The following is a 26,531-nucleotide window of genomic DNA, read 5'->3' as shown; positions in this document are numbered from 1 at the left end:
TAAAATGGTTGCAAAAATTGGTAAAGGAGCAAATATGTTGGGAGCACTCATCTATAATCAACAAAAAGTAGACAAGGAAAATGGCCAAATTTTATTCACACAAAGGATAGCTGAAACAGTAAATGGCAAATATTCAGCATCACAATTATACCGTTCCTTTGAGTTCTACCTCACAGCAAACCATAAAGTAGAGAAGCCTGTATTACATATTTCATTGAATCCTGATCCTAAAGATAAAGTTAACAATGAACAGTTTATATCCATAGCGCAACAATATATGACAGAAATGGGCTATGGACAACAGCCTTTTGTTGTGTTCAAACATACCGATACCGAGCGCACTCACATTCATATCGTATCAACCTGTGTAACCTTGGATGGAAAAAAGATTTCAGATAAATTTGACCATCCCCGCTCAATGGAAATTTGCAGAACCATTGAAAAAAAATATAATTTGATTGCTGCGACAGAACAGAGCTTATCTCAAAATGAAAAAATTTTCAATCCTGTAGATTATAAAAAGGGGGACATTAAGAGCCAGCTTGCCTCTCTGGTGCGGTACTTACCAAAACATTACCGCTTTCAAAGTTTAGGAGAATACAATACTCTATTGTCACTCTTCAACATTACAGCGGAAGAAGTTAAAGGTGAATTACAGGGTAAAGCTAAGCAGGGACTGGTATATTTTGCCCTCAATGAAAATAAAGAAAAGGTCAGTAACCCTTTTAAGGCATCTCTATTTGGAAAAGATGCCGGATATCTAAAGCTTCAAAGCCATTTTGAACAAAACCAGGAGGCCCTTAAAAAAGAAAAGACAAAAACTATACTTATAGATTCCATAGAAGTTGCAATGCATACCTCTGGTGATGAGAAAGGTTTCAAACAGCAATTGCTTGAACAGGGCATCAATACAGTGGTTCGGCGAAATCCGGATGGACGTATTTATGGCATTACCTTTATTGATCATAATTCTAAAATAGTATGGAATGGATCTCGTTTAGGTAAAAATTTTTCAGCTAATGTATTTAATGAATGGTGGAGTAACAACCAGAAGCCCCAATTCAAAAATACTGAACCGGGAAAAACATCTTTAAAAATGCAATCTGGTGATCAAAATACTGTTGAAAAAGCACATCCTATTTTTGATTTTCTTGATAAAAATGAGCCTGTGTTCTCAAATGACGAAACTAGCTTCATGGAATCTTTTGGAGGTTCACTTCCTGAAGTTCTTGCTGATGACTTTGAAGAATTAAACTTTGAGAATCAAATGAAGAAGAAAAAGCGAAAGCGTGGAAGCCAAAAGTAAATTCAGTACTATAACAAAAGCAAACTTCACCAATTGGCTGAAAAGCTACTTATTTAAGATTCGTGTTTACAAAATTCTTAAATTGCAATCCATTGCGGCTTAAAAGCCTTAGCATCAAAAGGCTATCTAAATAAATATTTTTATTATGAAAAAAAATGTAATGCTCTTTGGAACAAAGCTCACAAGAAATGAACTGAGGTTCATGAAAGGAGGTCTCACAGACGGTGGTGGTAACGGTGGTGGTGAAATCGGCGATGGCGATGACGACTATGGAACTAAATGCGCCGCTCGTGGCCAAGCCTGTGGCTCGAAAAAATCATGTTGTTCAGGTAATTACTGTGTTGGCAATAGTTGCTGGCCTAGTAATCCTTAAGAAGTACAAATAAGAAAAAAAGGATCTGTAACTATTGTTGCAGATCTTTTATATTTGGAGCATATGGTAATAAAAAAAATAATCTTGATAGTAATTATTACACTAAGCTCTGTGTATACTTCCCTTGCATATAAATATATCATTGACGTTAATCTTAAAAACCTAAGTGGTAAAGTATCTTTGTATAAGTTAGGCTCAGAAAAAAAAATAGATTCTCTACAGACAATCGATGGTATTTTCAAAATTGAAGGATCTGTTAATGAAGCAGGAATTTATGCAATTATAGGCAGTAAGTTTATAGCTAGTTTTGTCATTAAAGACGGACTAATAAAAATTTACGGCGACTTTAATGATATAAAAAACATCAAAATTGAAGACAATGGAGAGAATCCTATTCATGAGCTATGGTCTAAAAGAAAAAACATATTGGATTCATTAACAGAATTGATTGATGATAAATTAAAAAGATCTAAAAAGGTCAATAATATTAGTGAATATAGAAAACTGGACGGGCGAAAAAGAGCTTACCAATTAAGAGAAAATAAGTTTATGGAAGATTCAATAGTAAGGAGTAATCCAAATAAGTATTGGGCTCTCTACATATTAGATGACAATTTTGACAATTTTGAACTTGCGGTCACTAAAAGGTTGTTTGATGAGTTATCTCCTGATTTAAGAAAAAATTCCTTGGGCAAAGTGATCGAAGCCAAAATAAAAAGTGGTAAAAAAATACTATCAGTTGGTGGAAAAGCACCCGATTTTACATCTTTAACTAGGTCAGGATCTTTTAAAAAATTAAAAGATTACCGCGGTAAATATGTTGTCGTGAATTTTTGGGCAAGTTGGTGCATTCCCTGCAGAAATGAAATTCAAGAGCTAAAAAAAATATATAAAAAAACTTCTCAGAATAAAAGGGTTGAATTTATCAGCATATCCCTGGATGACAATAGAGCCGCTTGGATTAATGCTTTAAAGCAAGAAAAAATGCCCTGGGTAAACTTATCCGATGTAGAAGGATTTGGTTCAAAGCTACCAATATCTTACCATGTCAAAGAAATACCTTATAACTTAGTTATTGATCCAAAAGGGAAAATAATTTATGTCGGTAGTGATATTTCAGGAATTCGAAAAAAAATAGGTCTCAAATAAGCTTATATTAAAACTAAAAGTGAAAATCTTAAAGGGTTAGTCAACCACTATTTCGTCAAAAACGTTTAAATCTCAAAGATATTTAAACAGCATCTTGAAACAATCGCACCTTGCACTTCCATTGTAAGATAACATTGTATCTGTAAAGGTAGTGTATAACCAGAGGGATTCATTTGTTTATCACATCAAACAATATTCAAGTTCCCGCACCAAAACTCAATCTCTTTACAATCTCTGTTAGTATCATTCAGATCATACATTCTTCCTGATATTGCTTTCCATATCGTCAGATAAACAATAATACAGTCTGTCTGACCCTATATTTTCATCAAAAAGCGAACAAATTTCTAAGAAATTAATGCTGTCGGCTGGAAGTTTGATTTCCTTTCGCCGAGGAGTAACGGTAATTATGAATCTCCTTTTCATTAAAACCGAAGCCAATAAAAGCCATATAAAGTCACTGGCTGCCAACAGACAATAAATGCTATAATCTCACTTTACTTTCACTTTTCTAACATTAAATCTAAAATAATGCAGGGAGAAGATGATTTAAGGGGACTCGCCAAAATTGTAGAATTTATGCGCGCAGTAAGTATCCTGTTGCTGCTGATGCACAGCTATTGGTACTGTTATGAGTTTTTTCGGGATCAGGGATGGCAACTATCCATCATTGATAAAATACTAACCAATTTCGAGCGTACCGCAGGATTGTTCTCTCACCCGCTTTATACCAAAATTTTCGCATTAGTATTACTTGCTTTAAGTTGTTTGGGAACCAAAGGGGTAAAAAATGAGAAAATAACATGGCCAAAAATCTATACTGCTTTATCAGTCGGTTTTATCCTGTTCTTCCTAAATACGCCTTTGCTAACCCTGTCTTTGAATGTAGCTGTATTCCTCTATATTCTTACGCTTGGCTTAGGTTTCATTGCACTATTGAAGGCTGGCGTATGGATGAGCAGACTCCTAAAAAACAATCTGATGGAGGATGTATTCAATATCGAAAATGAAAGCTTCATGCAGGAAACCAAACTCATGGAAAATGAGTATTCTGTTAACCTTCCAACTAAATTTTGGTATAATAAAAAGCAGCATGATGGCTGGATAAACATCGTCAATCCTTTTCGTGCGACATTGGTGCTGGGCACCCCGGGCTCCGGTAAATCTTATGCAATAGTCAACAATTTTATCAAACAACAAATTGAGAAAGGATTCGCCATGTATATCTACGATTTCAAGTTCGACGATCTTTCTACCATTGCCTATAACCATCTTTTAAAGCATACCGGTAAATACCAAGTAAAACCAAAATTCTATGTGATAAATTTTGATGATCCCCGTAAGAGCCATCGCTGCAATCCGATCAATCCTTCTTTCATGACAGATATTTCAGATGCTTACGAATCTGCATATACGATCATGCTAAATCTTAATAGGTCGTGGATTCAGAAGCAAGGGGATTTTTTCGTCGAGTCACCAATTATTCTTTTCGCCGCAATTATCTGGTTTTTGAAAATATATCAGGATGGCAAATACTGCACCTTTCCACACGCTATAGAACTATTAAATAAGAAGTACGCCGACATCTTTACCGTTCTGACCTCTTACCCCGATCTGGAAAATTACCTCTCCCCTTTTATGGACGCATGGCAGGGCGGTGCTCAGGATCAGTTGCAAGGTCAGATTGCTTCAGCTAAAATTCCACTTTCTAGAATGATCTCACCGCAATTATACTGGGTAATGACGGGGGACGATTTTTCTCTGGATATCAATAATCCCAAAGAACCCAAAATACTTTGCGTCGGGAATAATCCGGACCGTCAAAATATCTATTCCGCCGCGCTGGGTTTATACAACTCAAGAATTGTAAAGCTCATCAATAAAAAAGGGCAGCTAAAAAGCTCGGTAATTATCGATGAACTTCCCACAATTTATTTCCGTGGACTGGATAATCTTATCGCAACAGCAAGAAGCAATAAAGTTGCCGTCTGCCTTGGCTTTCAGGATTACTCACAGTTAACCCGCGATTACGGGGATAAAGAAAGTAAGGTTATTCAAAATACAATTGGGAATGTATTTAGCGGGCAGGTGGTTGGAGAAACGGCAAAAAGCTTATCAGAACGTTTTGGAAAAGTACTGCAAAAACGGCAAAGCCTCAGCATAAATCGCACAGACAAATCCACCTCTATTTCTACTCAACTGGATAGCTTAATACCCGCTTCAAAAATATCTACCCTGACTCAAGGGGTTTTCGTGGGTGCGGTATCTGACAATTTTGATGAACGGATTGAGCAGAAAATCTTTCATGCGGAGATTGTGGTGGATAATGAAAAAGTAACGAAAGAAACAAAAGCGTACCAAAAAATACCGCAGATCCGGTCCTTTGAAAATGAGCAGGGTGAAGATACAATGAAGGACACCATTGAAGCTAATTACAAGCAGATCAAAAAGGATATCGTACTCATTATCACCGATGAAATGGAAAGGATAAAAAATGATCCTGACCTCAAGCACCTTATTCAGTAGCCAATCTCCCATAAAACCCTGCATGGGAGCATAAACAATATTCAGGGATGGTTATACCTACAAACTCAAAACTATGAAATTAGACCACAGTTAATTTTGAAAGATAATCGCCATAAATGGCTTACTCATTCACAGCAAACTCATTAATCTATTGAAGCCAAGCAGAAAGCCCCCACTGAATCATTTATGGGTTTTGATGCTCATATAGTAAAAAACATCTGCGATGCTTCTATTTTTTCAACATTAATTTTTCAATCATGACTTTACGACCTATAAATAAATCGTATCATTCAAATGCGGGTATTTTAAAAAAAATACCCGCATTATTTTTCATACTTCTTCTGTTTGCATCTGTTACAAAAGCCGCCGATCTGTATTGGATTGGAGGCTCGGGCAATTGGAGTGACCTCAACCATTGGTCGCTATCATCGGGGAATGCATGCGAAAGTTTATCACCTAGTATTCCGCAGTCTGGTGATCATGTAATCTTTGATAAAAACGCTGGTTTTACTCCTAACAGTAAAACGGTTATCATCAATCAAACTTCTGTTTGCAATACAATTACAGTTGCAGGCAGTACAGTAAGCCCAATATTTGACGGTGGTGTTCTTGAAATAAAAAGTAGTGCTTACTATCAGACAGGAACCACGCTGAATAATCAGATTTATTTTACTTCATCTATGAATGGAAACCTGATTGCCTTTAATGATGGTGTAACAGGAACAGCCAATTTTTATTTTAATGGCAGCGGTTCCTGGCTGGTTTCAGGTTCATTGGTGAATACTGGAAGAATTTATTTTACAAAGGGATCACTGGATTTTGGTTCCAGTAATATTACTTCGGGTATTTTTGCTGAATCAGGCTGTTGTGGTTCCGTCCCTTTTTCAATGACAGAACCAAGAAGTTTAAATTTAGGAACCAGCACCATTACCCTTATTTCCAGAAACTCGCAAGGTTCAGGTTCTTGGGTATATTCAGGGACTAACCTGAATGCCGGCACTTCACAAATCAATATAACCCAGGCAACTGATGATGGCTATGGAGCGGACTTTTATGGAAAAAATGGACATATTTACTATAATCTGGCTTTTACCAATACAGCGATTCCAGTAGGTTATAACAGACCCTCTATCGCGCAGGGCAACATGACTTTTAATAAAGTCACTTTTGCTTCCTGGGGGGCTATTACCACTTCAAATGTAATCAACCAGCTAGTGCTTGCTAATGGGGGAAAATACCAAGTGGCTGACCAGACCATTAATTTCATAACCGATAATACGCCGGATTGTCAAAGCAAATGGGAATTAACCGGATATGGAACCGCATCAACACTAAAAAGCCCGAATCCAATTACATTAACAAATGCCACGATTACTAATATTAAAATCGCGGGAACCGGACCATTTTTAGCCAATAACAGTGTGGATATGGGCGGTAATACAGGCTGGACATTTTCGACCGCCTCTAAAAATCTGTATTGGATTGGAGGCGGTGGGAACTGGACAGATCCCTTGCACTGGACAACCAATAGCGATGGCACTCCAATTCCTGGAGGATGTGTACCAACCAGAAATGATCATGTCTTTTTCAATAAATTTTCTGGCACAATCTATTCTGCCTCTCCGGTAATTGTTAATACTAATACCGCTGAATGTAACAATATCACATGGAGCAATGTTGCGGGTACACCTGTATTTAAATCAGCCAGCGCATCAAATGTACTGAATATTTATGGATCAAGCGTTTGGCAGCGTGGCTTGCTTTATGAGGTTGCTGTTACGAATTACAGGAGTTCAAATATTGGAAAAACCCTTACCTCAAACGGTGTAACTATTCAGGGAAACACTCACTTTTCAGGCAGCGGGGGATGGATTCTTAGTGATGAATTTTCAAGTCCGGCCAATGATCTCAATCTGACCAGTGGCAATTTAAATATAAACGATCAGGCTCTAACCCTAAAGAATTTTGGCCCATTAAATAAAGGGACAGGCTTACGCACATTAACGCTTGGAAATTCCATTATAACGGTTAACGGAAATTGGGCATATATAAATTATGGTGGGCCTGCCATCAATCTTAATGCAGGCACTAGTCAGATCAATCTGACTTCCAGCGGAGCAAACTTTTACTATGATTCGGGTTTGACTTACTACGATTTGGTGTTTTCTAATAGCCCAGGGCTTTCAACTTTGACTTCACTACCATACAGTACAACTACTCCCTGCACATTTAATATGTTAACTTTTGCCGGTAGCACTTCTATTAATCCAGCAGGTAGTCCAACCCCGTTAAACATCACCACTTTAAATTTGGCGGCTTCTAAAAAGTTTGTTTTAGGAACAAACATGGAAGTTAGACTTGATAAGCTGTTGATCTCAGGGCCTGCGTGTTCCGGTTTGCTTGAGATCAGCTCTTACTTATCCGGTACAAGGGCAAATTTAAATCTTATAAATCCTATAACAATTACCAATGCCAAAATAACAGATATTAATGCGTCGGGCTCACCTTTAAACGTTACCGGAGGACTCGATGGGGGAAATAATTTAAATGTTTCAATCAGCCCGACATCCGCACACAACTTCTACTGGATCGGTGGATCAGGTAATTGGAGTGATCCTGCTCATTGGTCTTTAAACCAAGATGGAACTTCAAGTACAGGTGGCTGTTGTATACCCGGCGCTGCTGACAATGTTTTCTTTAACCAGTATTCAGGAATAAATTATACAGTTAATCTCGACATTCCTGCTTCATGTAATAACATGAAATGGGAAGAAGTTACTGGAACTACACCTGTTTTAAAAGGTCTTATCGAAAACCCGCTTACGATTGGAGGCTCATTGGTCTTACAAACAGGAATGAATTTCAATGTTGAACGACTAAATTTTTCCAGCATAAATTCTGACAATACCATCACCACAAATGGGGTCCACCTATATTACGATGGCGTTAACCGTTCAAATAAAGGCGTTTTTTTTAATAATACCTCCGGAACATGGTGGCTATCGGATACATTCAATGTAAAAAACTTTGGAGTTATTAATGGAACACTTAATACCGCCAACCAAATTATTAATGCTGAAAATTATAATTCGGAATATGATCCCTCAGGCAAAAATCCTAATTTAGTTTTAGGATCATCAACCCTTAATATAAGTGGATATTGGGATGGCGGTTACATAAAAAAAATAAATGCAGGTACAAGTATCATTAATATGATAGGTAGTATGCCTGCATCAAATTCTTCAAACGGAGGCGTAAACAATTACCAATTTAGATCAACTCCCGGACTCATTTTTAATGACCTCAACTTCAAGAATACGGTATTACCCGGTAAAATACTTGGCTATGATGCCAACATCGGTAATACCTTTAATGCTGTTACTTTTGCCGGTGAGTCCGCTATTAATGGATCAAACACTTTCAATATCCTCGCTCTTGCTGCGAATAAAAACAGCCATTTGATGGCGGGCTCTACTCAAACCGTAAACCAACTGATCAACAATTCATCCTGCGGCAGCTGGGATTTTGATAATAATTGTATATCTGATAACGGGGGCTGCAATTCTATCCTTAATGCTACAATCATTAGTGCTACAAATATTAATTTATCCCATGTAAGATTAAGTGGGATTTCGGTTACGGGAAAGGGATCATTTATCGCATCAGGAGTAGATATGGGAAATAATGCCGGATGGAGCTTTTCTTCACCTGCCCCGAATAACCTGTACTGGATTGGAGGAAATGGAAATTGGACTGATCCATCACACTGGACCACCAATAGCGATGGAACCTCATCTGGTGACAATTGTATTCCTACACGTTTTGACAACGTTTTCTTCAACCGTTTTTCTGGCGAAAGTCCTGCTGTTAACATTTCAGGACAAGCAGATTTCCACAATATGAGTTGGGAGGGTGTAAAAGGGGCTCCCTCAATTGGGGGAACACTTTCTTGTTATGGTTCAATGACCCTGCAATCTTCTCTAACGCATAGCGGAGGAATTAATTTCCTTTCTTTAGATCTAGAGGAAACCATAACAACTAATGGCGCTATTCTAGCTAACAATTACGATATTAATTTTTCCGCTCCAGGAAGCTATACTTTTACAGATGATTTTACGACAAATTCGAGAATAAATTTCACCAAAGGAACCCTCAACACTAACGGAAAAACGGTAACTGCATTATCCTTTAATGGGCAAAATACAAATGAGGGTCAATCTTTAATACTCGGCTCTTCCAATATTTATTTAAGCTATGGAAGCGAGGGCTGGTCGTATACGGCTGATAATTTAGATGCAGAAACAAGCCACATTTATTTATCTGCACATTATTTTAAGGGTAAAGATGGCTCACGTTACAATGCTGTAACTTTCGACGCAGCATCGGGCCAGACCAACTTCCTGTATGGTTCAATTTTCGTTAATGAGTTAATTTTTGCCTCCAAAAATTCCACTTATCAAATTGAGTCCGGAAAAACCATTACCGTTGAAAAGGCTCTTCAAATGAGCGGTAATAATTGTGCCACTGTTCAGTTGCAGTCTACGATAGCAGGCAAACAGGCAAGTATATGTTTGAAAGCAGGCAATGCGACTTTTAATTTCATATCTATACAAGATATTGAGGCAGGCTGTCTTCCTTTTAAAATTTTGCCCCAAAGTACCGATGCAGGAAATAATAAGAATATTTTTTTTCAACCTATCCTCGGAACAGGCATCGGTGTGTTGGGTTCGGACATTACCCTTTGCGCCAGTAATCTTCCGATCGTAGTAAGTGGAAGCTCATTTATGCCCAACAGCGATTCAAAAATTCAATGGAGCAACATAGGGACAGGCGAGATGTTAGGAAGCGAAATTACACAGACCATTACTGCCGGCGGAACATACCGTATAAAAGTCATTTATGGCGAGAACTGTTCGGTGTCGGATGATATTGTAATTATTTCAAATCCGCAGGCAGATGAGCTGGATATAATTGCACCAAGCGTAAACAATTGCAGTAAAAAAAATAGCGTCTTTTTGACTGCATCGTTACCTCCCTCTAGTAACGTTACAAACCCTGTATTCTCCTGGTATGATAATCCTTTGCAGGATAACGTTTTAGGCACAGGCGCTGTGTTTCAGGTTTCACCACTTTCAAAAAGATCGTATTGGGTAACAGTTAAAGGACGTAATGCCTGCGAGAGTAATGTAAAAGAAGTTAAAGTAACTTTTGAAAGTCTGCCAAAACCCATATTGATCATATCACAGCCAACCTGCGAGCGTATTACCGGGCACATTGATATTACCCAAAATGAAGGAGTTACCTATAGTATCAATGGTAGTCCGTATTCTGCCGACAACCATTTTGACTTAGCACCTGGTAATTATTCCATAACTGCTCAAAATACTGAAGGATGTATAAGCGAGCCTACTCTTATCAACGTAAATCCACAGCCTGCACTGCCTACTGCCAGCATTCGTTATAGTGCAAATGAATTTCAGGCAACAGGAAATATTGAGGTGATTCAAAACGGGCAGACTGGCGGAATGTACTCAGCCGCTCCTATGGGACTCATCATTGATGCTAAAACGGGAACCATAGATTTGGCGCATAGTTCGCCGAACCAGCTTTATCTGGTTACCTATACCTTTACAAACGGCGTATGCTCTTCAACTGCAAATACCAAGGTAAAAATTAATTCAACACCCGCAATTATTGCTTACCCACTTTCTGATTACTGCGCTGTTGGTACAGTCAAAATTACTCATACAGGTCCGACAGGTGGAAAATATTCTGCCATTTCGCCTTCGTTGAAAATTGATGAGTTAACGGGCAGTATTGATTTATCGTGGAGTCTGGCCGGTCGCTATACCGTTACTTATACTTATATGGATGGGTCTTTAGCGTCTAAAACAGCCACCATGATTACAATTAATGCTTTACCGGTAATTACCATATCCAGTGATAAGGGGACAACAATTCCAAAGGGACAGACCATTACCCTTACCGCAACAGGCGGAATAAGCTTTGCCTGGATTGGCCCCAATATTATTAGCGGACAAAATACCGGAACAATCCAGGTCAAGCCCTTACAAACCGCAACATATACCGTAATCGCTACCAATGTTCACGGATGCAGCGAAGTAATGGATATGACTATACAGGTAACAGAGCACCAATCTTTAATCCCCAATAACGTAATTACGCCCAATGGGGACGGTAAAAACGACACATGGGTCATTAAAAATATTGAACAATATCCCAATAATAAAGTAAGACTTTATGACCGTGCGGGCCGTCTGCTTTTTAGCAAAACAGCTTATAATAATGATTGGGATGGGACCTGGAATGGAAAACAGCTCAATGAAGATGCTTACGTCTACATCATAGATATGGGTAACAACCTGGGCATTATTAGGGGAACCGTTTCAATTATAAGGGATAATCAATAATAATTACAAAAATTATTCAAAAAGGATTAGAAGATGGCGTGTTTACTTCATATCCTCCAATTTAGTTTACTTAAAACAAAGAAAAATGAAAACCATTAAATATATGATCATCGCAGCAGGGATATTTCTGGTGACTAAAACCTATGCGCAGCTTAATCCAATGGGAATTTCCTATTATCAAAACCAATATCTGGCTAATCCTGCAATGGCGGGGATAACAAAAGGATGGCAAATGGCAGGAAGTTATAAAGCCCAATGGACAGCAATAGAAGGTGCGCCCTCTATGCAGTCTTTTACAGTAGCCTATGGCACCTTAAATAATAAAATCGGTTTGGGACTGAATTTTTACACGGAACGGTCGGGCGTTATCGGCCGGAATACAGCCCGGGCAACCTATGCTTACCATTTACCTTTAAATAACGAAGATAATTTTATTGACTTCGGCATTACTGCTGGCATTACCAGTGAATGGATTGATTATCGGGAAGTCGTCGCCCAGGGAGATGATCAAAGTATTTCTAATTTTAACAACCGTCCTATATATATTGACGGAGATTTTGGGTTCAGTTACAGAAACGATAAACTAACCTTGCAGGGAAGTTTATCTAACCTAAAGAGGCTGTTAGACCGCGATTTTAAAAGAAATGTGGCTGATCGTTCCCTTTACATGGGAGCGGTTAGTTACAAATTTATGTTTGCAGGGAATCCCATAAACTCTATTGAGCCAAAGGTCATGTACCGGGGCGTTGAAAACTTCCGCGACATGATAGACCTTGGCACTCAGATCGAATGCTACGGAGAAAAATTTATGATAAACGCCATCTATCACAGCACAGGCAGTTGTACTATTGGCATAGGTACTCAGTACAATAACCAGCTGCGCATTTTATGCTTTTACACAACTGGTACCATAGACTTACAAAAATACAGCAATGGTGAGTTTGAGATCGCCTTCCATTACAGTTTTAAATAATCAATAAAGAAGATCCTTCTACAAATAAGCCCATTCAACAATTTGTTTAAGGGTCTTCTTTATTTCTGTTTGTGCTTCCTCTTTTCTGATATCAATTCCGCACATAAGGCCATTATTGGTGTGCGCTATCAAGGTCATATAATAAATCCCCCCAATCAAAAGCGCTGCAACTGGCCGAATTTTTATATCCTTGTCTTTAAAGTATTCATCCGCAATTTCATTTAAAAATTGCTCACCAAATAGCTCACGTTTCTGATTTAATTCCTCAAGGGCTACTGAACGCTCAGACACTCCCCAGCTAATGATCCAACGTAATTCTTCATCATCTATAAGAGAATCCAACTGTTTTTCCAGTAAACTACATAGCATTTGCTGCCCGAAGTCATCTTTGCTTTTCTCAATAATTTCTTGAGTGTACTCTGCGTTGCTGCTCCAATAATCACGACTGTTTAAGTAATCTTTAACCAGCCCTTCTAAACCGCCAAAATATTCATAAATGAGTTTCCGGTCAACATTTGCTTTTGTAGCTACCTTGGTTATATTTAAACCGGTAAACCTTCTTCCTTTAAAATCAATCCCACCGCGGTCAAAAATTTGTCCTTTGTTCTTTCCTTATCCCTGATAGGGCCGCTTGCAATTTTTCTAGTCATTTTTTAAGGGATTTATATTGCAATTTTCGAATTTTCATCTGTAATTCAAAGTTATTTATTGTTTAATCTCTGACTTTCCTTTATCAAAATCTAACCTTGTTAGAAAGATTAATATCTGTAGCTTTACTTTTATCTTGCGCTGAGTTAGTTGAAAGTGGATTACTCTCCTCTTCTTTTGTATTTTCAGCATTAATAGATAACATGATTTTTCTTTCTATTGCAGCCAATTCCGTTTTTAGCACACTAAGCGGCGCTTCCTTGTTCCAAGTTGAATTTGCAATATCCTCAAGCACAGACAGATCTTTCTCTAGTCCTGGAATTTCAGTCTTTTCCTTTTCAATTAAAACGGGGATTTTATCCAGCGCATTGAGAAAGTTCATAGAGGCTAATTTAGGATCAGCTGCCATCTGGCCGTTGTTATAAGAGTATTTCAGGTTGCTTTCACCCGTAACAAAGAAGCGGTTCAGTTTAACATTCACCCCTTCCTTTTCTGAAACCTCTGTTTTTACAAGAAGCAAAAATCCATATAATGTTCCAATTTCCCGGTATTCCCCCGCTGTTCTGGCATCTTCTGCCAGATCATTAAGCTTAGCTCCAATCTGTTTTACATCTGCATTAGCAGGCAGCCCTGTTAATGCAATCGCATTTACTACGCTACCATCACTATTCTTTTGTATTCTTTTTTGCAGATTGTCCCAATCAAGGATAAATCTTTCCAGTCTGGATTTCGATTCTGTTAAAGTACTCAATGTATCATCCAGTTTATATTTTGACATCAATTTCGAGCGGATAAAAGACTGTCTCTCACTTTCCAGACCTGCAATCTGCTTTTCTAGTTTGGCCTTGTCCAATAAATCGGTATTTCCTGAAAGTATTGCCACATATTCAGAATAATTCATCCCTGATTGCTCATCCATCCCACCCTCATCTATCGTTCGTTTTCCCAGATTATTATTTTTAAGCTGGCTGATGAAAAGCTGTTTGTTAAATAAAAGATTAAACTTATAACTGTCTAAAGATTTTTCAACGGCATAGATGAGAATATCCACTTTATTATTGGCAAAATGTTTGGCAATCCGGTTACCTTTTCTTACTGCCCTTCCGTGACGTTGCTCCAAGTCGCTTGGACGCCAAGGCGTATCCAAGTCATGTACGGCCACAGCACGTTCCTGAGCATTAACGGCCGTCCCAAGCATTTCAGTCGAACCAATCATCACCCTGATCCGCCCCTCATTCATCGCACTAATAAATTCTTTCCGCATTTTGTCATTCTTAGCTTCCTGAATAAACCGTATTTCATGGGAGGGAATACCATAATCGTTGACCAGTTTTCTTTTAATCTCGGAATAAACATTCCATTCACCGGGCTTGTATGTGCCTAAATCTGAGAAAACGAATTGGGTACCTTTCTGCGCATCAAACTCCTTATAATACTTTGCGATACTGGCAGCACAGTGTGAGGCTTTGTTATCGGGATGGTCTTCATAGATCGAACTGATTAACCGCATATCCAATGACATCTTTCGGGCATAATCAGTAGCGATCAGCATTTTAGCCTTTTCTTCTGACTTTGACAATAGTGCCCGACCAAGAAGTGTAGCATCTCCTGTCTTAGCAAACTGCATCAGTTTTTTAATAAAAATTTCCTGATCAGGTGTAGGCGGGATGTTATAAAAGATCTCGTTTTTTTCAGGCCGGTCAATACCAATATCCTTTGCGGTCCGGTAATCGGTAATCTCTGCGTAAAACTGCGCCAGCTCCGGTACTTTGATGAAGTAACGAAAACGCTCTTTTAGTACAATATTGTTGGCGACAGAAAACTCATAATCTGAGGTTTTTCTGGCATAGATAGCAGCCCAGGCATCAAAGCAGGTAATCCCCTGCTTCTCCATTGCATTGGGCCGCAGGTATTTGAACAATAGATAAAGTTCAGTGAGTGAATTGCTGATGGTTGTACCGGAAAGAAAGGTCGCACCCAGGTCTTTGGCAGTTCTCTCCTGAATAGTCCGTATGGCAAACAGCAGGTTCATTGCCTTTTGACTCCCCTGCATATTGCCAAGTCCCGAAACCCGTTCATGCCGGGTATTAAACATCAGATTTTTAAACTTGTGGCTTTCATCCACCAAAAGATGATCGATCCCCATCATTTTGAAATCAACAACATCATCTTTTCGGTTTTCAATATCATGTTCCAGCGTTTTGAGCTTTACTTCAAGGTTCTTCTTGCGGACAATAACCCCTTTTAGCATCGCTCCTGAGATTTCTTTGCCCTGCGCCTTTAAAGCGTTTAAATTGTCTTCCACACTTTGCAGTTCTGTCTCCAGAATTTCCTTTTGCAGTTCCGCAGACTGTGGAATCATACCGAACTGATCGTGGGTCAGGATAATGCAGTCCCAATCATTATTTTTGATATCTCCAAAAATTCGCTGCCGTTTATTAGGAGTAAAATCTTCTTTGCCGGGATACAGGATCTTAGCATGAGGATACGCTTTCCGGTAGGTATCGGCAATCTCGTGTACATTGGCTTTTAAACCAATAATCATCGGTTTATGCGCGAGTCCCAGTCGCTTCATCTCGTGCGCAGCACAGCACATAATCAATGTTTTACCTGCACCGACTTCATGATCGCAAATTGCCCCTCCATTGAGCTTAATCATCCACACCGCATCTTTTTGACTGGCATAAAGATCTTCAATACCTAACCCCTTTCGGTCAAGGCCGGGGAAGTCCTGATGGCTTCCATCATACCCAGGTCTCACAAAACAGTTAAAGGTATCATTGTACTTGTCGGTGAGTTCGTTTTTAAAATCTACATTTTGCTCATGTAACCAATCCGTAAAAGCTTTTCTAATTTCATCGATTTTCGTGTTGGCCAGTTGAATAGCTTCCATGTCACGCACTTTGAGCTCCCGATCCCCAACCTGAATGGTTTTGGTAATATCAGGAGTGGTGTTGACTAGTGCGTTTTTAAAAAGAGCAATACCATCAAATGTGCGGCTTTCAGATTTTATTGCATGCTTTTCACTAATAAGGATATTTTTTTTCTCACAGTTAATCGAAAAATCATCGGTATTCTCACTGTAATAAATCCTCACCTCTGTATCAAAAAGATGAGAGGCAAATCTGCTATAAATATCAGTATGTATCCATCGTTCACCTAAATTAAAATCCAGTTCCTCAAATTCAATCCGCCGGGGTATCGCCTGCTCCAAGGCTTTTACGCTTTCTTTCGCCGCTCTATCATTTGGGTTTATAAGTAAATAATCTTCAATTTCTTTGATCTTTTCAACTACATTACCGGAGACGAACCGCTCCGTAATCTCGTATTCTTTCTCTATAGGATTAAACAGAATCCTTCCTTCAAGTCTTGATTTCAGTTCCTCCTCAGAAAGATTACTGATCCGGGACATATACCTTAGATTGACCTTACCATAGCGATTTAGTGAGGAAGCCAATGCCTCATCGGGGTTATCTGTTGCAAGGGTTGCCTGAGAAAAACTGACCGGATGATGGAAAATATCAGCCTTATGAATGACTCCGCCAACAACACGTTCCAGATAAGGCATCTCGTTTCCTGCGCTGTCTGTTTTAATCAGTTTAATATTTTCAGCGGTGTTTAGATTTCCAAACTTTTTTACATAAGAATCATAACGGCGGTTCAGTGTTTCCCTTGCTTCCCGATCTTCAAGATGGTTTTGAGCTTCTTTTTGGTAGAGATCGATATAAGTATCTCTCAAAAATATATAAGCTTCAGCTCGCGATTTTTGAAGAGCCGATAATGCCAAAGGTTGGAAAATAGCATTTACGCTATCCGATTTAATACTTTTCAGATAACCCACTAATCCACGATCAGTTACCAAACTGTCATTGCGGTGAAAGTTTTGAATTTCTCCACCAAATAGTTCAGAACCCATTTTAGCATCAGCTTGGGAGCTACCCTGGCCACTACCACTTATAGAGAACAGATCCCCTATAGCTTCCACTTTATTTCGATTATTTGCCTGATCACTGAGCAAAACCTTAGACTGCGGCACATCACTGAACAAGTTGGATTGATAGGAACCGGGTGCCTTTTTCTTCTGGCTTTTATACTTGTTTGCTGGAATCGCAGCTAGCGGTTTTACCACAGTATCTTCAAAGAGTTCAAACAGGCTTAACTGTACCTCATAAACGGCTGCTGGTACTATAGGTTTTTCCTCCGGTTCTCTCTTCAAGACCGGTTTTACTAGCGCAGGAATAATTACTTCAGGTGCAATTCCGATTTCTACAGAAACCTCATTTTTTAGGTCTCCCTTATATAATTTTAAATCAAGAAATTTACTGAAGTCATCGTCCAACATTTTTTTAAGGTCACTTGAAATCCCATTTACTCCGCCCCCGTGAGTATAAATCAAAGCAGGATGACCGTAAGGGTCAGTACCTGCAACCTCTGAGGTATGCACAATTCGACGGTTATCCGCAAAAAAAGCGTTGCCGGGAGTATTATACTCGGTCAAGACACTTTGACAAAATATTTCTTCGGCTTCTGTCAAGTTCTGTTTTATGCTATTTTTTTGGAGAATAATTAAATCGCTCCCAACCTCAGTTCCCGCGTAATCTGAAAACAGATTATTGGGCAAACGAATGGCGGACACCAGGTTATTATCCTTCATTAAAGCTCTGCGAATAGGCTCATTTTTGGCACTGTTAAGTATCCCCTGCGAGGTAATGAAGGCCAGAACTCCACCCTCACGAAGCATATCAGTTCCTTTTAAAAAGAAATAATTATGGATGCTTCTGGCTGCCTGAATTTTTGCCTCATCCCTGCTTCTGGAAAACGAAAGGTCAAAAACAGAAATATCACCAAACGGAATATTACTGGCCACCACATCATAGCTGTTTTTTTCCGATTCGTCGATCTCCTCAAAACCAGCGTTCCGGATATCATAATCAGGATAAAGCGGTTTAAGTACCAAAGCGGTGAGCAGGTCCTTTTCATAGGCAGTAATACGGCTTATATTTTGGTTGGAAAAAGAATTTAAAAAGGCACCTATACCAGCTGATGGCTCGAGAAATTTTTGGATGTAATCTACTCCGCTGCTTGCTAAACTGTCAGATATTGCATCGATTACTTCCGGAGGCGTATAAAATGCAGACAATACAGAACCGCGCATACTCTCGAGGTAGCGGCGATACTGCCTTTCATCGGAAGAGTTATTTTTTAGAAGACGGTGAAGCTCCTGCGTAAGTGGAAAAAGATCATGTTCTGTTTTTCGCCAATGGTTGATATCAATCTCATTTTCCACCGGATTGAGGATAAATTTTAACCCTCCAAATCCGCTGTATAAAAGTAAATGTTTCTGTTCTGTCTGGGTAGCTGGTCGTTTTTCTCTCTCTAACCTAAAGGCGGTAGAAAGGGCTTCAATATTATGGCGAAGATGCTCTCTTTTATTGAAGGCCATGTTCTTCAATCCAGAGTTGAATCCTGCCCGTTAATTCTGTATACAGCAAATCATACTGTATGTCATAAGCAAAGTCGTCGCTCAGCGCGTAACCTTTGAAAACAGATTCACAAACAGGAAACATTTGTAAAGCAAATGGCCGCAACTCCTCATCGGCCATAATCGTGTCGAACTCATTACAGACAACCTGGAAGATCGTATCAAATTTTGAAAAATGCAGGTTTTCAAATAAGATAAAATCTGCAATTTCATTACACTGTTCAATTGTATTTCCAGAAAGAAATGCACCTTCATAGGCGTTCGCAGCCAAAGCAGACCGCAGAGAAACAAATGTCCGGTCTTTTGATAGTTCCGGAAAACTGTTATTAATATGTTCCTGTAATCTTAAGGTGAAATACGAAAGGTCATTTTGTGTTGTTTTCATAAAATATTCTATTTAATGATTGTAATTATTACGCTTGAAAAGTGCCCAGTAAGATGATATTTAGATATTGTGCCGCAGCTTAATATTGACATAAATCAATTTTTTATTTATATTTTAGTACTTCATCTCTAAAAAATAATTCCATGAAAGAACTATTAGAAAAAATCAATGCAGAGTTAGAAAAATTCATTACGGATGCTGATCTACAAGTAGAAAAAGGAAATAAGGCTGCAGGAACAAGAGCACGTAAATCAACTTTGGAACTGAGTAAATTATTTAAGAATTTTAGAAAAATATCAGTCGAAGAAGCTAAAAAGTAAAAAAATCCCCGTTTTGCCACAGGGGTTTTCTCTTAGTTAAAAGCCCACCATGAAAGTGGGCTTTGCTTAAAATTTTGTTTTACTTTTTTAGGAATTTGTTATTTTCAAATTCAAAAGTTGTTTCTGCTTTTTCATTCAATACAATGCGTGCATCAAATTTTTTGCCTGCCTTGCTTGTCATTCCTTTTAAAATTGTGGTCTTTCCTTTATTAATAAGATTTTCTACCTCCTTTAAATTTAATTGAACCCCACAGATACTACGAAACAAGACCCATTGACATACAACATCGGGACATTTAACAATCTTATCCCGGATAATTAGATGCCTGGTTTTACATTTTGGACAAATTAATTCAGGTAATTTTTCAGTAATTATAGGAGCTGATAATAATTCCTCAGTAATTAAGCGGGTATAATGCTCAATCTCTTTTTGGAAAATTTCGCTGGAGGTTTCGCCGTTTTCGATCTTTTGTAAAGCAAGTTCCCATTCGCCCGTCATCGCTACATCTGCAATCTTCTTTTCCTTAATAAAGTCGTAAACTTTGAGTCCCTTTTCTGTTGGATGAAGTGATTTTTTTTCTCGTTTGATGTAATCGCGGCTAAATAAAGTTTCTATAATGGCCGCACGCGTTGCAGGCGTACCGATGCCAATGTTTTGAAGCACTTTACGTTCTTCATCGTTTTCAATTTCCTTTCCGCACGTTTCCATAGCAGATAGTAAACTTGCCTCACTATACAGGGGCGGCGCTTTGGTCTGTTTCTCGAGAACACCAGCTTCCTTGATGACTAAATCATCACCGGCTTTAAGTACTGGAAGTGGCTCTAAACCATCTTCACTTTCATCACTGAAGTTCCCCTGAATGATGCGCCACCCTGGTTCAATGATCTGCGTGCCTTTGGAGGAAAATTCATAATGAAGAACTTCTGTAATGATTGTGGTAATTTCTTTTTTGCAGGGTGAACAGACAGATTCCAACAGGCGAAGGGCGATCATATCATAAACGGCTGATTCGTTTCCAGACAATGCAGTAGGAATTTTATCCGTAATGAGTAAACCATGATGGTCGGTTACCTTTAAATCATTAACGATCCTTTTGCTAAAGTGACCCCACTTTAATTTTGAGACAGCTTCGATTAAAGACTTGCGGTCATTCAATGCCTTAATCAAATGTGGAACATCAACCCACACATCTTCTGGAATATAGCAGCTTCCCGTGCGCGGATAGGTAATAAACTGCTTTTCGTAGAGACTTTGAGCAATATTTAAAGTTTCTTCGGCAGTAAGATTCAGCTTCTTATTGCATTCCTTTTGTAAACCGGTTAAATTAAACAACAGCGGTGACTGCTCTGAAACCTTTTTTGTCTCAGCACTCCTAACCGTAACTGTTCCTTTACTAATGATTAATTTTAATGCATCCTCCGCTTTTTTCTGATCATTCCATCTGGTTTGAGAGCTACTTTTAAAAGTTATCAACTCTTTGGTATGGTTCAATTGAATCTGCCAGTATTTCTGGACGGAAAAATTTTTATTATCAATAAATCTTTTACAGATCAGTGCCAATGTTGGTGTCTGAACCCTCCCTAATGAATAGATGCCGTATCCGGCAGAAATCGTCAGCGCTTGTGAAGCATTAATACCTACCAGCCAGTCTGCCTGGCTCCTGCTTTGTGCAGCATAAAACAAATTATCAAAATCATTTCCCGCCTTAAGGTTCATAAAGCCCAGTTTGATGGCCTTTTCCGTCAGAGAACTGATCCACAAACGCTCAAACGGTTTATTGCATTTTAGGTATTGATAGATATATCGGAAGATCAGTTCGCCCTCGCGTCCCGCATCTGTTGCTACAATAATGCTCTCACACTCTTTTATTTTCCTTTCAATGACTTTAAGCTGTTTTAATGCGCCAGGATCAGCTACGTAAGACTTTTCCTTTTTTATTTTCCTAATGGTCAGTTCAAATGGATTGGGAAGAATCGGTAGTGATTCTTTATTGAAGCCAGCTATACCGTAATCTTCAGGCATAGCTAAGGTGATCAGATGTCCGAAAGCCCATGTTACACAATATGAATTTCCGGATAGATAACCATCATGTTTTTCACAAGCGCCCAATAAGGCGGCAATTTCGCGGCCAACACTTGGCTTTTCTGCGATTATCAATTTCATATTAATTAGGTTTTAATGTTAGTATACCCGAATTATGCTTTAAGACCTCTTTTCTTAGCGGGCTCCTTTTTCTCTGCCTGTTGATCCGCTTGTTTCTTACTATCCGGCTCCTTCTGTCCTGATTTTAATGGCTCTGTAATATTTTTTGTAGCCTCATTGGTCTTTCCTTCTGAATTAACTGCAACCTGCGTTTTGTATTCTTCTGATGGTTGGGCGCTTGCTTTTATCTCGTTGGGATTATTAAAAGTGAAATCTGTTCTTCCCGTTTCTTTATTAAGAGTGATGTAACCCTCATATTCCTTTCCTTTTTTATCCACTAATCCCGATATTTTCACACTCTTTCCGTCTTTTAGATCTGCATGCTGTTTATCAGTTAGCTCTTTATCCCTGAAAACTTTCGGAATTTCTTTAACCTGATTATCCTGTAGTTTTGCCACAATGGTGTTGTCAAACAAAAATTGCACATAACGTTTTTCAGCATTAAACTGCACACGTCCGTCAAAGGGCTCCCCTTTATTTGAGGTCATTCCTTCCAGATAAAGAGGTTTACCTTCCATCAAAGTCTGCTTTTGTTCGGTATTCAATACAAGCCCTTTGAGCGTGTCTGGGATCTTGATCCTGTCTGTTCTTAACGCCACGATTTCATTTGTCAGCTTATCAATACTAATGATAGAAGGGATTTTATCACCATTTTTAAGATTATCAAGTTCAACTACTCGGCCCATATTTCCCGTTTCCAGTAAATTCTTCTTGTCTTCATTTGTGAACTCATGTCCGAAGAACTTATAGTCTAAATTGGGTTCTTTACGGATTCCGTGAATGGCAACGGTAACTTCACCCTCGGCATTCCTTTGCAGAGATAGTCTAGCATCCATTCGGGTGATAACCGTACCAAGATTAAGACTAACAGGAATAAGTTTATCTGTTTTAAAGCCTTTCAATAAATCCTCAAAGACGTTCATTTTCTCTAACTTTTCCTGATTAAGACCAAGCTTAGACATGGTATTCCAATCGATGTCTTCTGCCTTATAGCGATTTTCAGTTTGAGCCGGTGCATTTTGACTGGTTTCCGGCGTATTTTGCCCAGCTTGCTGGTTTGTTTGTTGCGTTTCCATATTATTTTGATTTTGAGGTTTATTTTCATGCTGTTTCTCAGCATCTATTAGGTATTTAGAAAGGATTTTACTACCTTTTTCAGAGGGAGCATCAATAGACTTTTGAATTTCATCGGCAGTGTTAAGTGCAATTTTAAAGGGTACCTTAAAAAATGAAAATTTGGTCGGGTTTTTAAGCTGGCTGATAAAATTGGAAAAGAAGTTGGAAAACACATCTCCATGCTTATCCACTCTCATAAACTGGTTCTCATTCTTCTTATCAGTTGATACAGTTTCGAGCTCACCATTTTTTCCAATTCCCTTTACAGCTTCAATTCTCATTTTTTCCTTGTTTAGAACCAGCAAAATATCGGACAGCTGATCCGGGGATAACGGGCCAGGCACTTCTTGTTTAGGGGTTTGTGTTGTTTGGACTTCTTCACTCATGATATGATTGTTTAAGATTTATGATCAAAAGTATAAGTCATATCACCTTGTAACCTTGAATTGGCTTTGTGGTGGTACTATTTGTCTTTTATTGGCCCTATTTTGGGCTCATATTGTTAGAACTATTGTGTATAAAACTTCTCACATCAGATAATTTGTAATACAATTTGCCACTAATAGTGAAATACTTCAATTTCCCGGAAGAGCGGTAGCGCTGTAGCGTCCGCTGACTAATTTTAAGCGTGTGCAGTACATCCTGATTATCCAATAACTCTTCATCGTCCAATACCATACGATCTCGCGCGTTCAAATTCATTTGATCAGAAAGGATATCAAATCGCTGCATAATTCTTTTCATCCAAAAGCTAAATTCCATTTTGTCTATTTCCATGGCTCTTAATTTTTTTCGTTTGTACTCTCTTTATAAACCCGCAACCCCTCCTTACAGTATCAGGGTGATGCCATACAAAATTGAGCAGAGTGTATTGCATTTTCTGCCAAGTTTTTTTGAAAAGAATATGGGCAGTGAACTATCCGCGATGAGTAATTCTATTGCCGGAGAAATTTGTTTTCAAAGAAAAAGCACTAAATTCTCCCCCAGAATTGGAAGTATAACTAAAGAAGCATAAAAAAATGATAACATGCCAATGGGCAGCGCATGGGTAAATGCGATAAAAGAAAGAGAGTTGTAGAGCAGATAATAAAGGCAGTTTCAATAATCAATCAACAGGCACAGCTGCCTTTACTATTGAGTCTAGGTGATTTGTAATCAAAAAAATTACATAAATTCCTTGTCCATATATTGCTCTAAAGAAGATTTCATACGTTCCAAAAAGATACTGCGGCTTCCTGACCTGTATTTCATCCGATGGAAGGCATGATGAACATCGCCAAGCTGAATGTTAAAAAGACTTTGAAATGCCAAGGCAACCTTTCTAATACCTATGTTACCATTCCCAATACATTCCGTAGCATATAGTGCATAAATAAGTTCAATCAGTGCATTCTTGGAATCCGTCCAGTTAACCGATTCGTTCCCAAAATCAGATAGTAAAACCCGCGTATTTTCAAGATCGTTACTAGTACGCATCAGAAGGTACTGATAAAGCAAATCGGTTTCAATAATACGAGATACTTTATAATCATAGTATGTTGAAAAAAGTGGATCTGATTCAAAAAAGTGACTCTGCAGGCCAGTGTTAAAATCCATTTTCCCACGAGTAAAATAAGAATTATCCCGCTCCCTACTATCGGATCGATAATATCTATAAAATTCAGAATTGGAAATATGTTCCTTGAAATTTTCCTCCAATCGATGCAATTGGGTCAAAAAATAAGTTTGATACATGGTGCCAAAATTAACAGGCCGCCCAGTTTCAATACGGAACACCTTATTATAGTACAGCAGTTTCCCCTGAACCTCAGGCTTGATTTTCCTAAAAAAATCTATTTCCTCATTTTCGTCCTGAAATCCGACTGTTAAAACGCGCGTTCGTAACTCATTTAGCAGTTCCTTTAATAAAATGGCCATTCTTCTTGATTCTTCAATGGCATTTTCAGAATCCAAACTGACCTGCTGTTCAGCATCTTTGATTCTTTCCTGAATGGTTTTGTAAAAAGCTTTCATGGTTATTTGGGATTTAGTTAATGATTACATCCTACAAGGATGCCTTTTTAATCAGCAACTTAATAATTTTTCACAATTAACTCTCGTTACAGAGATATAAAAAATAATCACAAGTTATTTTTCACAATTATCTCGCTACCGTTTTATGTTTACTTTTTTTATCAATATATACTCACCTTGTAAATCTAATTTGTGTAGCACATAGTGTTAGTTACAAGATCAAATAAGATTACAGCGGCCGTACGCTTTATTTGAAAACATTTTAGAGTATAAAAGTCGAAAATATGCACAAACAAAAATTGTAAAAATGTATACCTTCTACTGTATTATAGACATTTTCATCCATAATGCTACAAAAACCAAATTTATCTCAATAGTTTCTTTCTTATTTTAATCTAATGGAATCAAAAATATTTATCATTTAAGTAAAAGCAAACTTTACCATTCTTGAGAATGCATATCACATCAATAAACAAGGAAACAAAGTCATAAGCTTAAATCAACGTTTATTTTAATGAAGTATAGGATGTCCACAGCTGTAATAAATAAATGCATGGTACCTGTCTTCGCCATAAATAAATTTGTGTATTAATATATATGATAATTAATAGAATTATTAATATGTTTGTCCCAACATCCTGATCATCCCTGATTGACAATATTTTAGAATTTACCTGCGTATGTTTTAAATGCACTCGCATCTGTACTTAGAATAATAATTATGAAATACAAGTGTGTAATCATTGATGATGATGTAAAATCAATAGAATACCTGACTCAATTAATCGAAATGTCTTTTAACCTGCAACTGGTAGCTGCGTTTCAAAATCCAATATTGGCTCTAGAATCAATGGATAAAAACCAAAGCATTGATTTCCTGTTTTTAGATATTGAAATTGGTAGCATTTCCGGTCTGGATTTAATTCCGATCGTTAGACAACAGGCAAAACATGTAATTATTGTAACAGCGCACTCAAAATATGCAATCAAAGCTTTTCAGGTCCATGCTGATCAGTTTTTACTCAAACCATTTAATGAACTTCGTTTTTTCACCGTCATTAACCACATGATACGTGAATTTTACCAGGAGCAGAAGTCCAGAGATGCTTCAAAACTATTTTATTTAAAGGGGCCCAACAAAAACACTTTTAATCAAATTAATGTGGACACAATAATTGCTGTAGAGGCTGCAAAAAATTATGTAACTGTTTATACTTCTTCTCAGGCAACAATCGGCTATCATTCCCTAAAAGAAATGCAGGAATCCTTGCAGGAATTTCCTGATTTTATGAAAATACACAAGTCATTTATTATCAATACCAATCACATTCAGAGCGTTGAAATTGATACCGTAAAAATGGCAAATAATCTTATCATTCCTATAGCTGCAAGTCACACTCAAGCATTTCGAAAATTTTTAAAAGACAGAACTTTCATTACAAAAAGAACAATTGCAATATAGCTTCGCACTAAGCTTCTAATAAATCACCCCTAATTTCAATGTCCATCTTATCGTATCTATTGACATTTTATAGTTTAGTCCTTGCAGAAGGACAATACGTCCGAGAAAGTAACCAATTCGTGTAATATGGCTTGTACCTATTTG

The 26,531-nt window shown here is 38.1% G+C and carries 15 protein-coding genes; 8 read left to right on the top strand and 7 right to left on the bottom strand.

The window, feature by feature from the left end; all coding sequences use genetic code 11:
- The first annotated feature begins 4 nt into the window (after positions 1 to 4).
- The 6 genes from mobB to AMQ68_RS12735 all read left to right on the top strand — a co-directional run bounded on the left by mobB (position 5) and on the right by AMQ68_RS12735 (position 12,758).
- Positions 5 to 1,306, top strand: a complete 1,302-nt coding sequence (gene mobB, locus AMQ68_RS12760; protein WP_054511122.1) for a conjugal transfer protein MobB — start codon at positions 5 to 7, stop codon at positions 1,304 to 1,306.
- 145 nt (positions 1,307 to 1,451) lie between these two features.
- The gene (locus AMQ68_RS12755) at positions 1,452 to 1,679 is read left to right on the top strand and encodes a hypothetical protein (RefSeq protein ID WP_054511007.1); all 228 of its coding nucleotides are present in this window, start codon (positions 1,452 to 1,454) and stop codon (positions 1,677 to 1,679) included.
- Positions 1,680 to 1,763: 84 nt separating this feature from the next.
- Entirely contained in the window at positions 1,764 to 2,828 is a 1,065-nt protein-coding gene (locus AMQ68_RS24930; RefSeq protein WP_160317988.1) for a TlpA disulfide reductase family protein, read from the top strand.
- Positions 2,829 to 3,359: 531 nt separating this feature from the next.
- The gene (gene mobC / locus AMQ68_RS12745; RefSeq protein ID WP_054511005.1) at positions 3,360 to 5,354 is read left to right on the top strand and encodes a conjugal transfer protein MobC; all 1,995 of its coding nucleotides are present in this window, start codon (positions 3,360 to 3,362) and stop codon (positions 5,352 to 5,354) included.
- Positions 5,355 to 5,611: 257 nt separating this feature from the next.
- A complete protein-coding gene (locus tag AMQ68_RS12740) occupies positions 5,612 to 11,785 on the top strand; it encodes a gliding motility-associated C-terminal domain-containing protein (protein ID WP_054511004.1) in 6,174 nt (2,057 codons plus the stop codon).
- Between the two features lie 85 nt (positions 11,786 to 11,870).
- Positions 11,871 to 12,758, top strand: coding sequence for a PorP/SprF family type IX secretion system membrane protein (locus AMQ68_RS12735; RefSeq protein WP_082384062.1), 888 nt, complete (start codon positions 11,871 to 11,873; stop codon positions 12,756 to 12,758).
- 18 nt (positions 12,759 to 12,776) lie between these two features.
- On the opposite strand, the gene AMQ68_RS12730 is transcribed toward AMQ68_RS12735, so the two are convergent.
- The 3 genes from AMQ68_RS12730 to AMQ68_RS12720 form a co-directional block, all read right to left on the bottom strand.
- Positions 12,777 to 13,100: a hypothetical protein gene (locus tag AMQ68_RS12730; protein WP_123905693.1), complete on the bottom strand. Its 324-nt coding sequence runs from the start codon at positions 13,098 to 13,100 to the stop codon at positions 12,777 to 12,779.
- A 391-nt stretch (positions 13,101 to 13,491) separates the two neighbouring features.
- On the bottom strand, positions 13,492 to 18,849 hold the full coding sequence (locus AMQ68_RS12725) for an N-6 DNA methylase (protein ID WP_054511002.1): 5,358 nt from the start codon (positions 18,847 to 18,849) through the stop codon (positions 13,492 to 13,494).
- Positions 18,836 to 19,273 carry a DUF1896 domain-containing protein gene (locus tag AMQ68_RS12720; RefSeq protein WP_054511001.1) on the bottom strand — a complete coding sequence of 146 codons (438 nt, stop codon included), beginning with the start codon at positions 19,271 to 19,273 and terminating at the stop codon, positions 18,836 to 18,838. Before AMQ68_RS12720 ends, AMQ68_RS12725 begins: the two co-directional genes overlap by 14 nt.
- Positions 19,274 to 19,416: 143 nt before the next feature.
- On the opposite strand from AMQ68_RS12720, the gene AMQ68_RS12715 reads away from it, so the two are divergent.
- Positions 19,417 to 19,593 carry a histone H1 gene (locus AMQ68_RS12715; protein WP_054511000.1) on the top strand — a complete coding sequence of 59 codons (177 nt, stop codon included), beginning with the start codon at positions 19,417 to 19,419 and terminating at the stop codon, positions 19,591 to 19,593.
- A 79-nt stretch (positions 19,594 to 19,672) separates the two neighbouring features.
- On the opposite strand, the gene AMQ68_RS12710 is transcribed toward AMQ68_RS12715, so the two are convergent.
- The 4 genes from AMQ68_RS12710 to AMQ68_RS12690 all read right to left on the bottom strand — a co-directional run bounded on the left by AMQ68_RS12710 (position 19,673) and on the right by AMQ68_RS12690 (position 24,925).
- Positions 19,673 to 21,757, bottom strand: coding sequence for a type IA DNA topoisomerase (locus AMQ68_RS12710; RefSeq protein ID WP_054510999.1), 2,085 nt, complete (start codon positions 21,755 to 21,757; stop codon positions 19,673 to 19,675).
- 32 nt (positions 21,758 to 21,789) lie between these two features.
- Positions 21,790 to 23,298: a DUF4099 domain-containing protein gene (locus tag AMQ68_RS12705; protein ID WP_054510998.1), complete on the bottom strand. Its 1,509-nt coding sequence runs from the start codon at positions 23,296 to 23,298 to the stop codon at positions 21,790 to 21,792.
- Between the two features lie 97 nt (positions 23,299 to 23,395).
- On the bottom strand, positions 23,396 to 23,689 hold the full coding sequence (locus tag AMQ68_RS12700; protein WP_054510997.1) for a helix-turn-helix domain-containing protein: 294 nt from the start codon (positions 23,687 to 23,689) through the stop codon (positions 23,396 to 23,398).
- A 387-nt stretch (positions 23,690 to 24,076) separates the two neighbouring features.
- A complete protein-coding gene (locus AMQ68_RS12690) occupies positions 24,077 to 24,925 on the bottom strand; it encodes an RteC domain-containing protein (RefSeq protein WP_054510995.1) in 849 nt (282 codons plus the stop codon).
- A gap of 721 nt (positions 24,926 to 25,646) precedes the next feature.
- On the opposite strand from AMQ68_RS12690, the gene AMQ68_RS12685 reads away from it, so the two are divergent.
- The gene (locus AMQ68_RS12685) at positions 25,647 to 26,387 is read left to right on the top strand and encodes a LytTR family DNA-binding domain-containing protein (RefSeq protein ID WP_054510994.1); all 741 of its coding nucleotides are present in this window, start codon (positions 25,647 to 25,649) and stop codon (positions 26,385 to 26,387) included.
- Positions 26,388 to 26,531: the final 144 nt, after the last annotated feature.

Origin of the sequence: Chryseobacterium sp. ERMR1:04, assembly GCF_001297705.1 — a bacterium.
Classification (GTDB): domain Bacteria; phylum Bacteroidota; class Bacteroidia; order Flavobacteriales; family Weeksellaceae; genus Chryseobacterium.
This window is presented reverse-complemented; position numbering and strand designations above follow the sequence as displayed.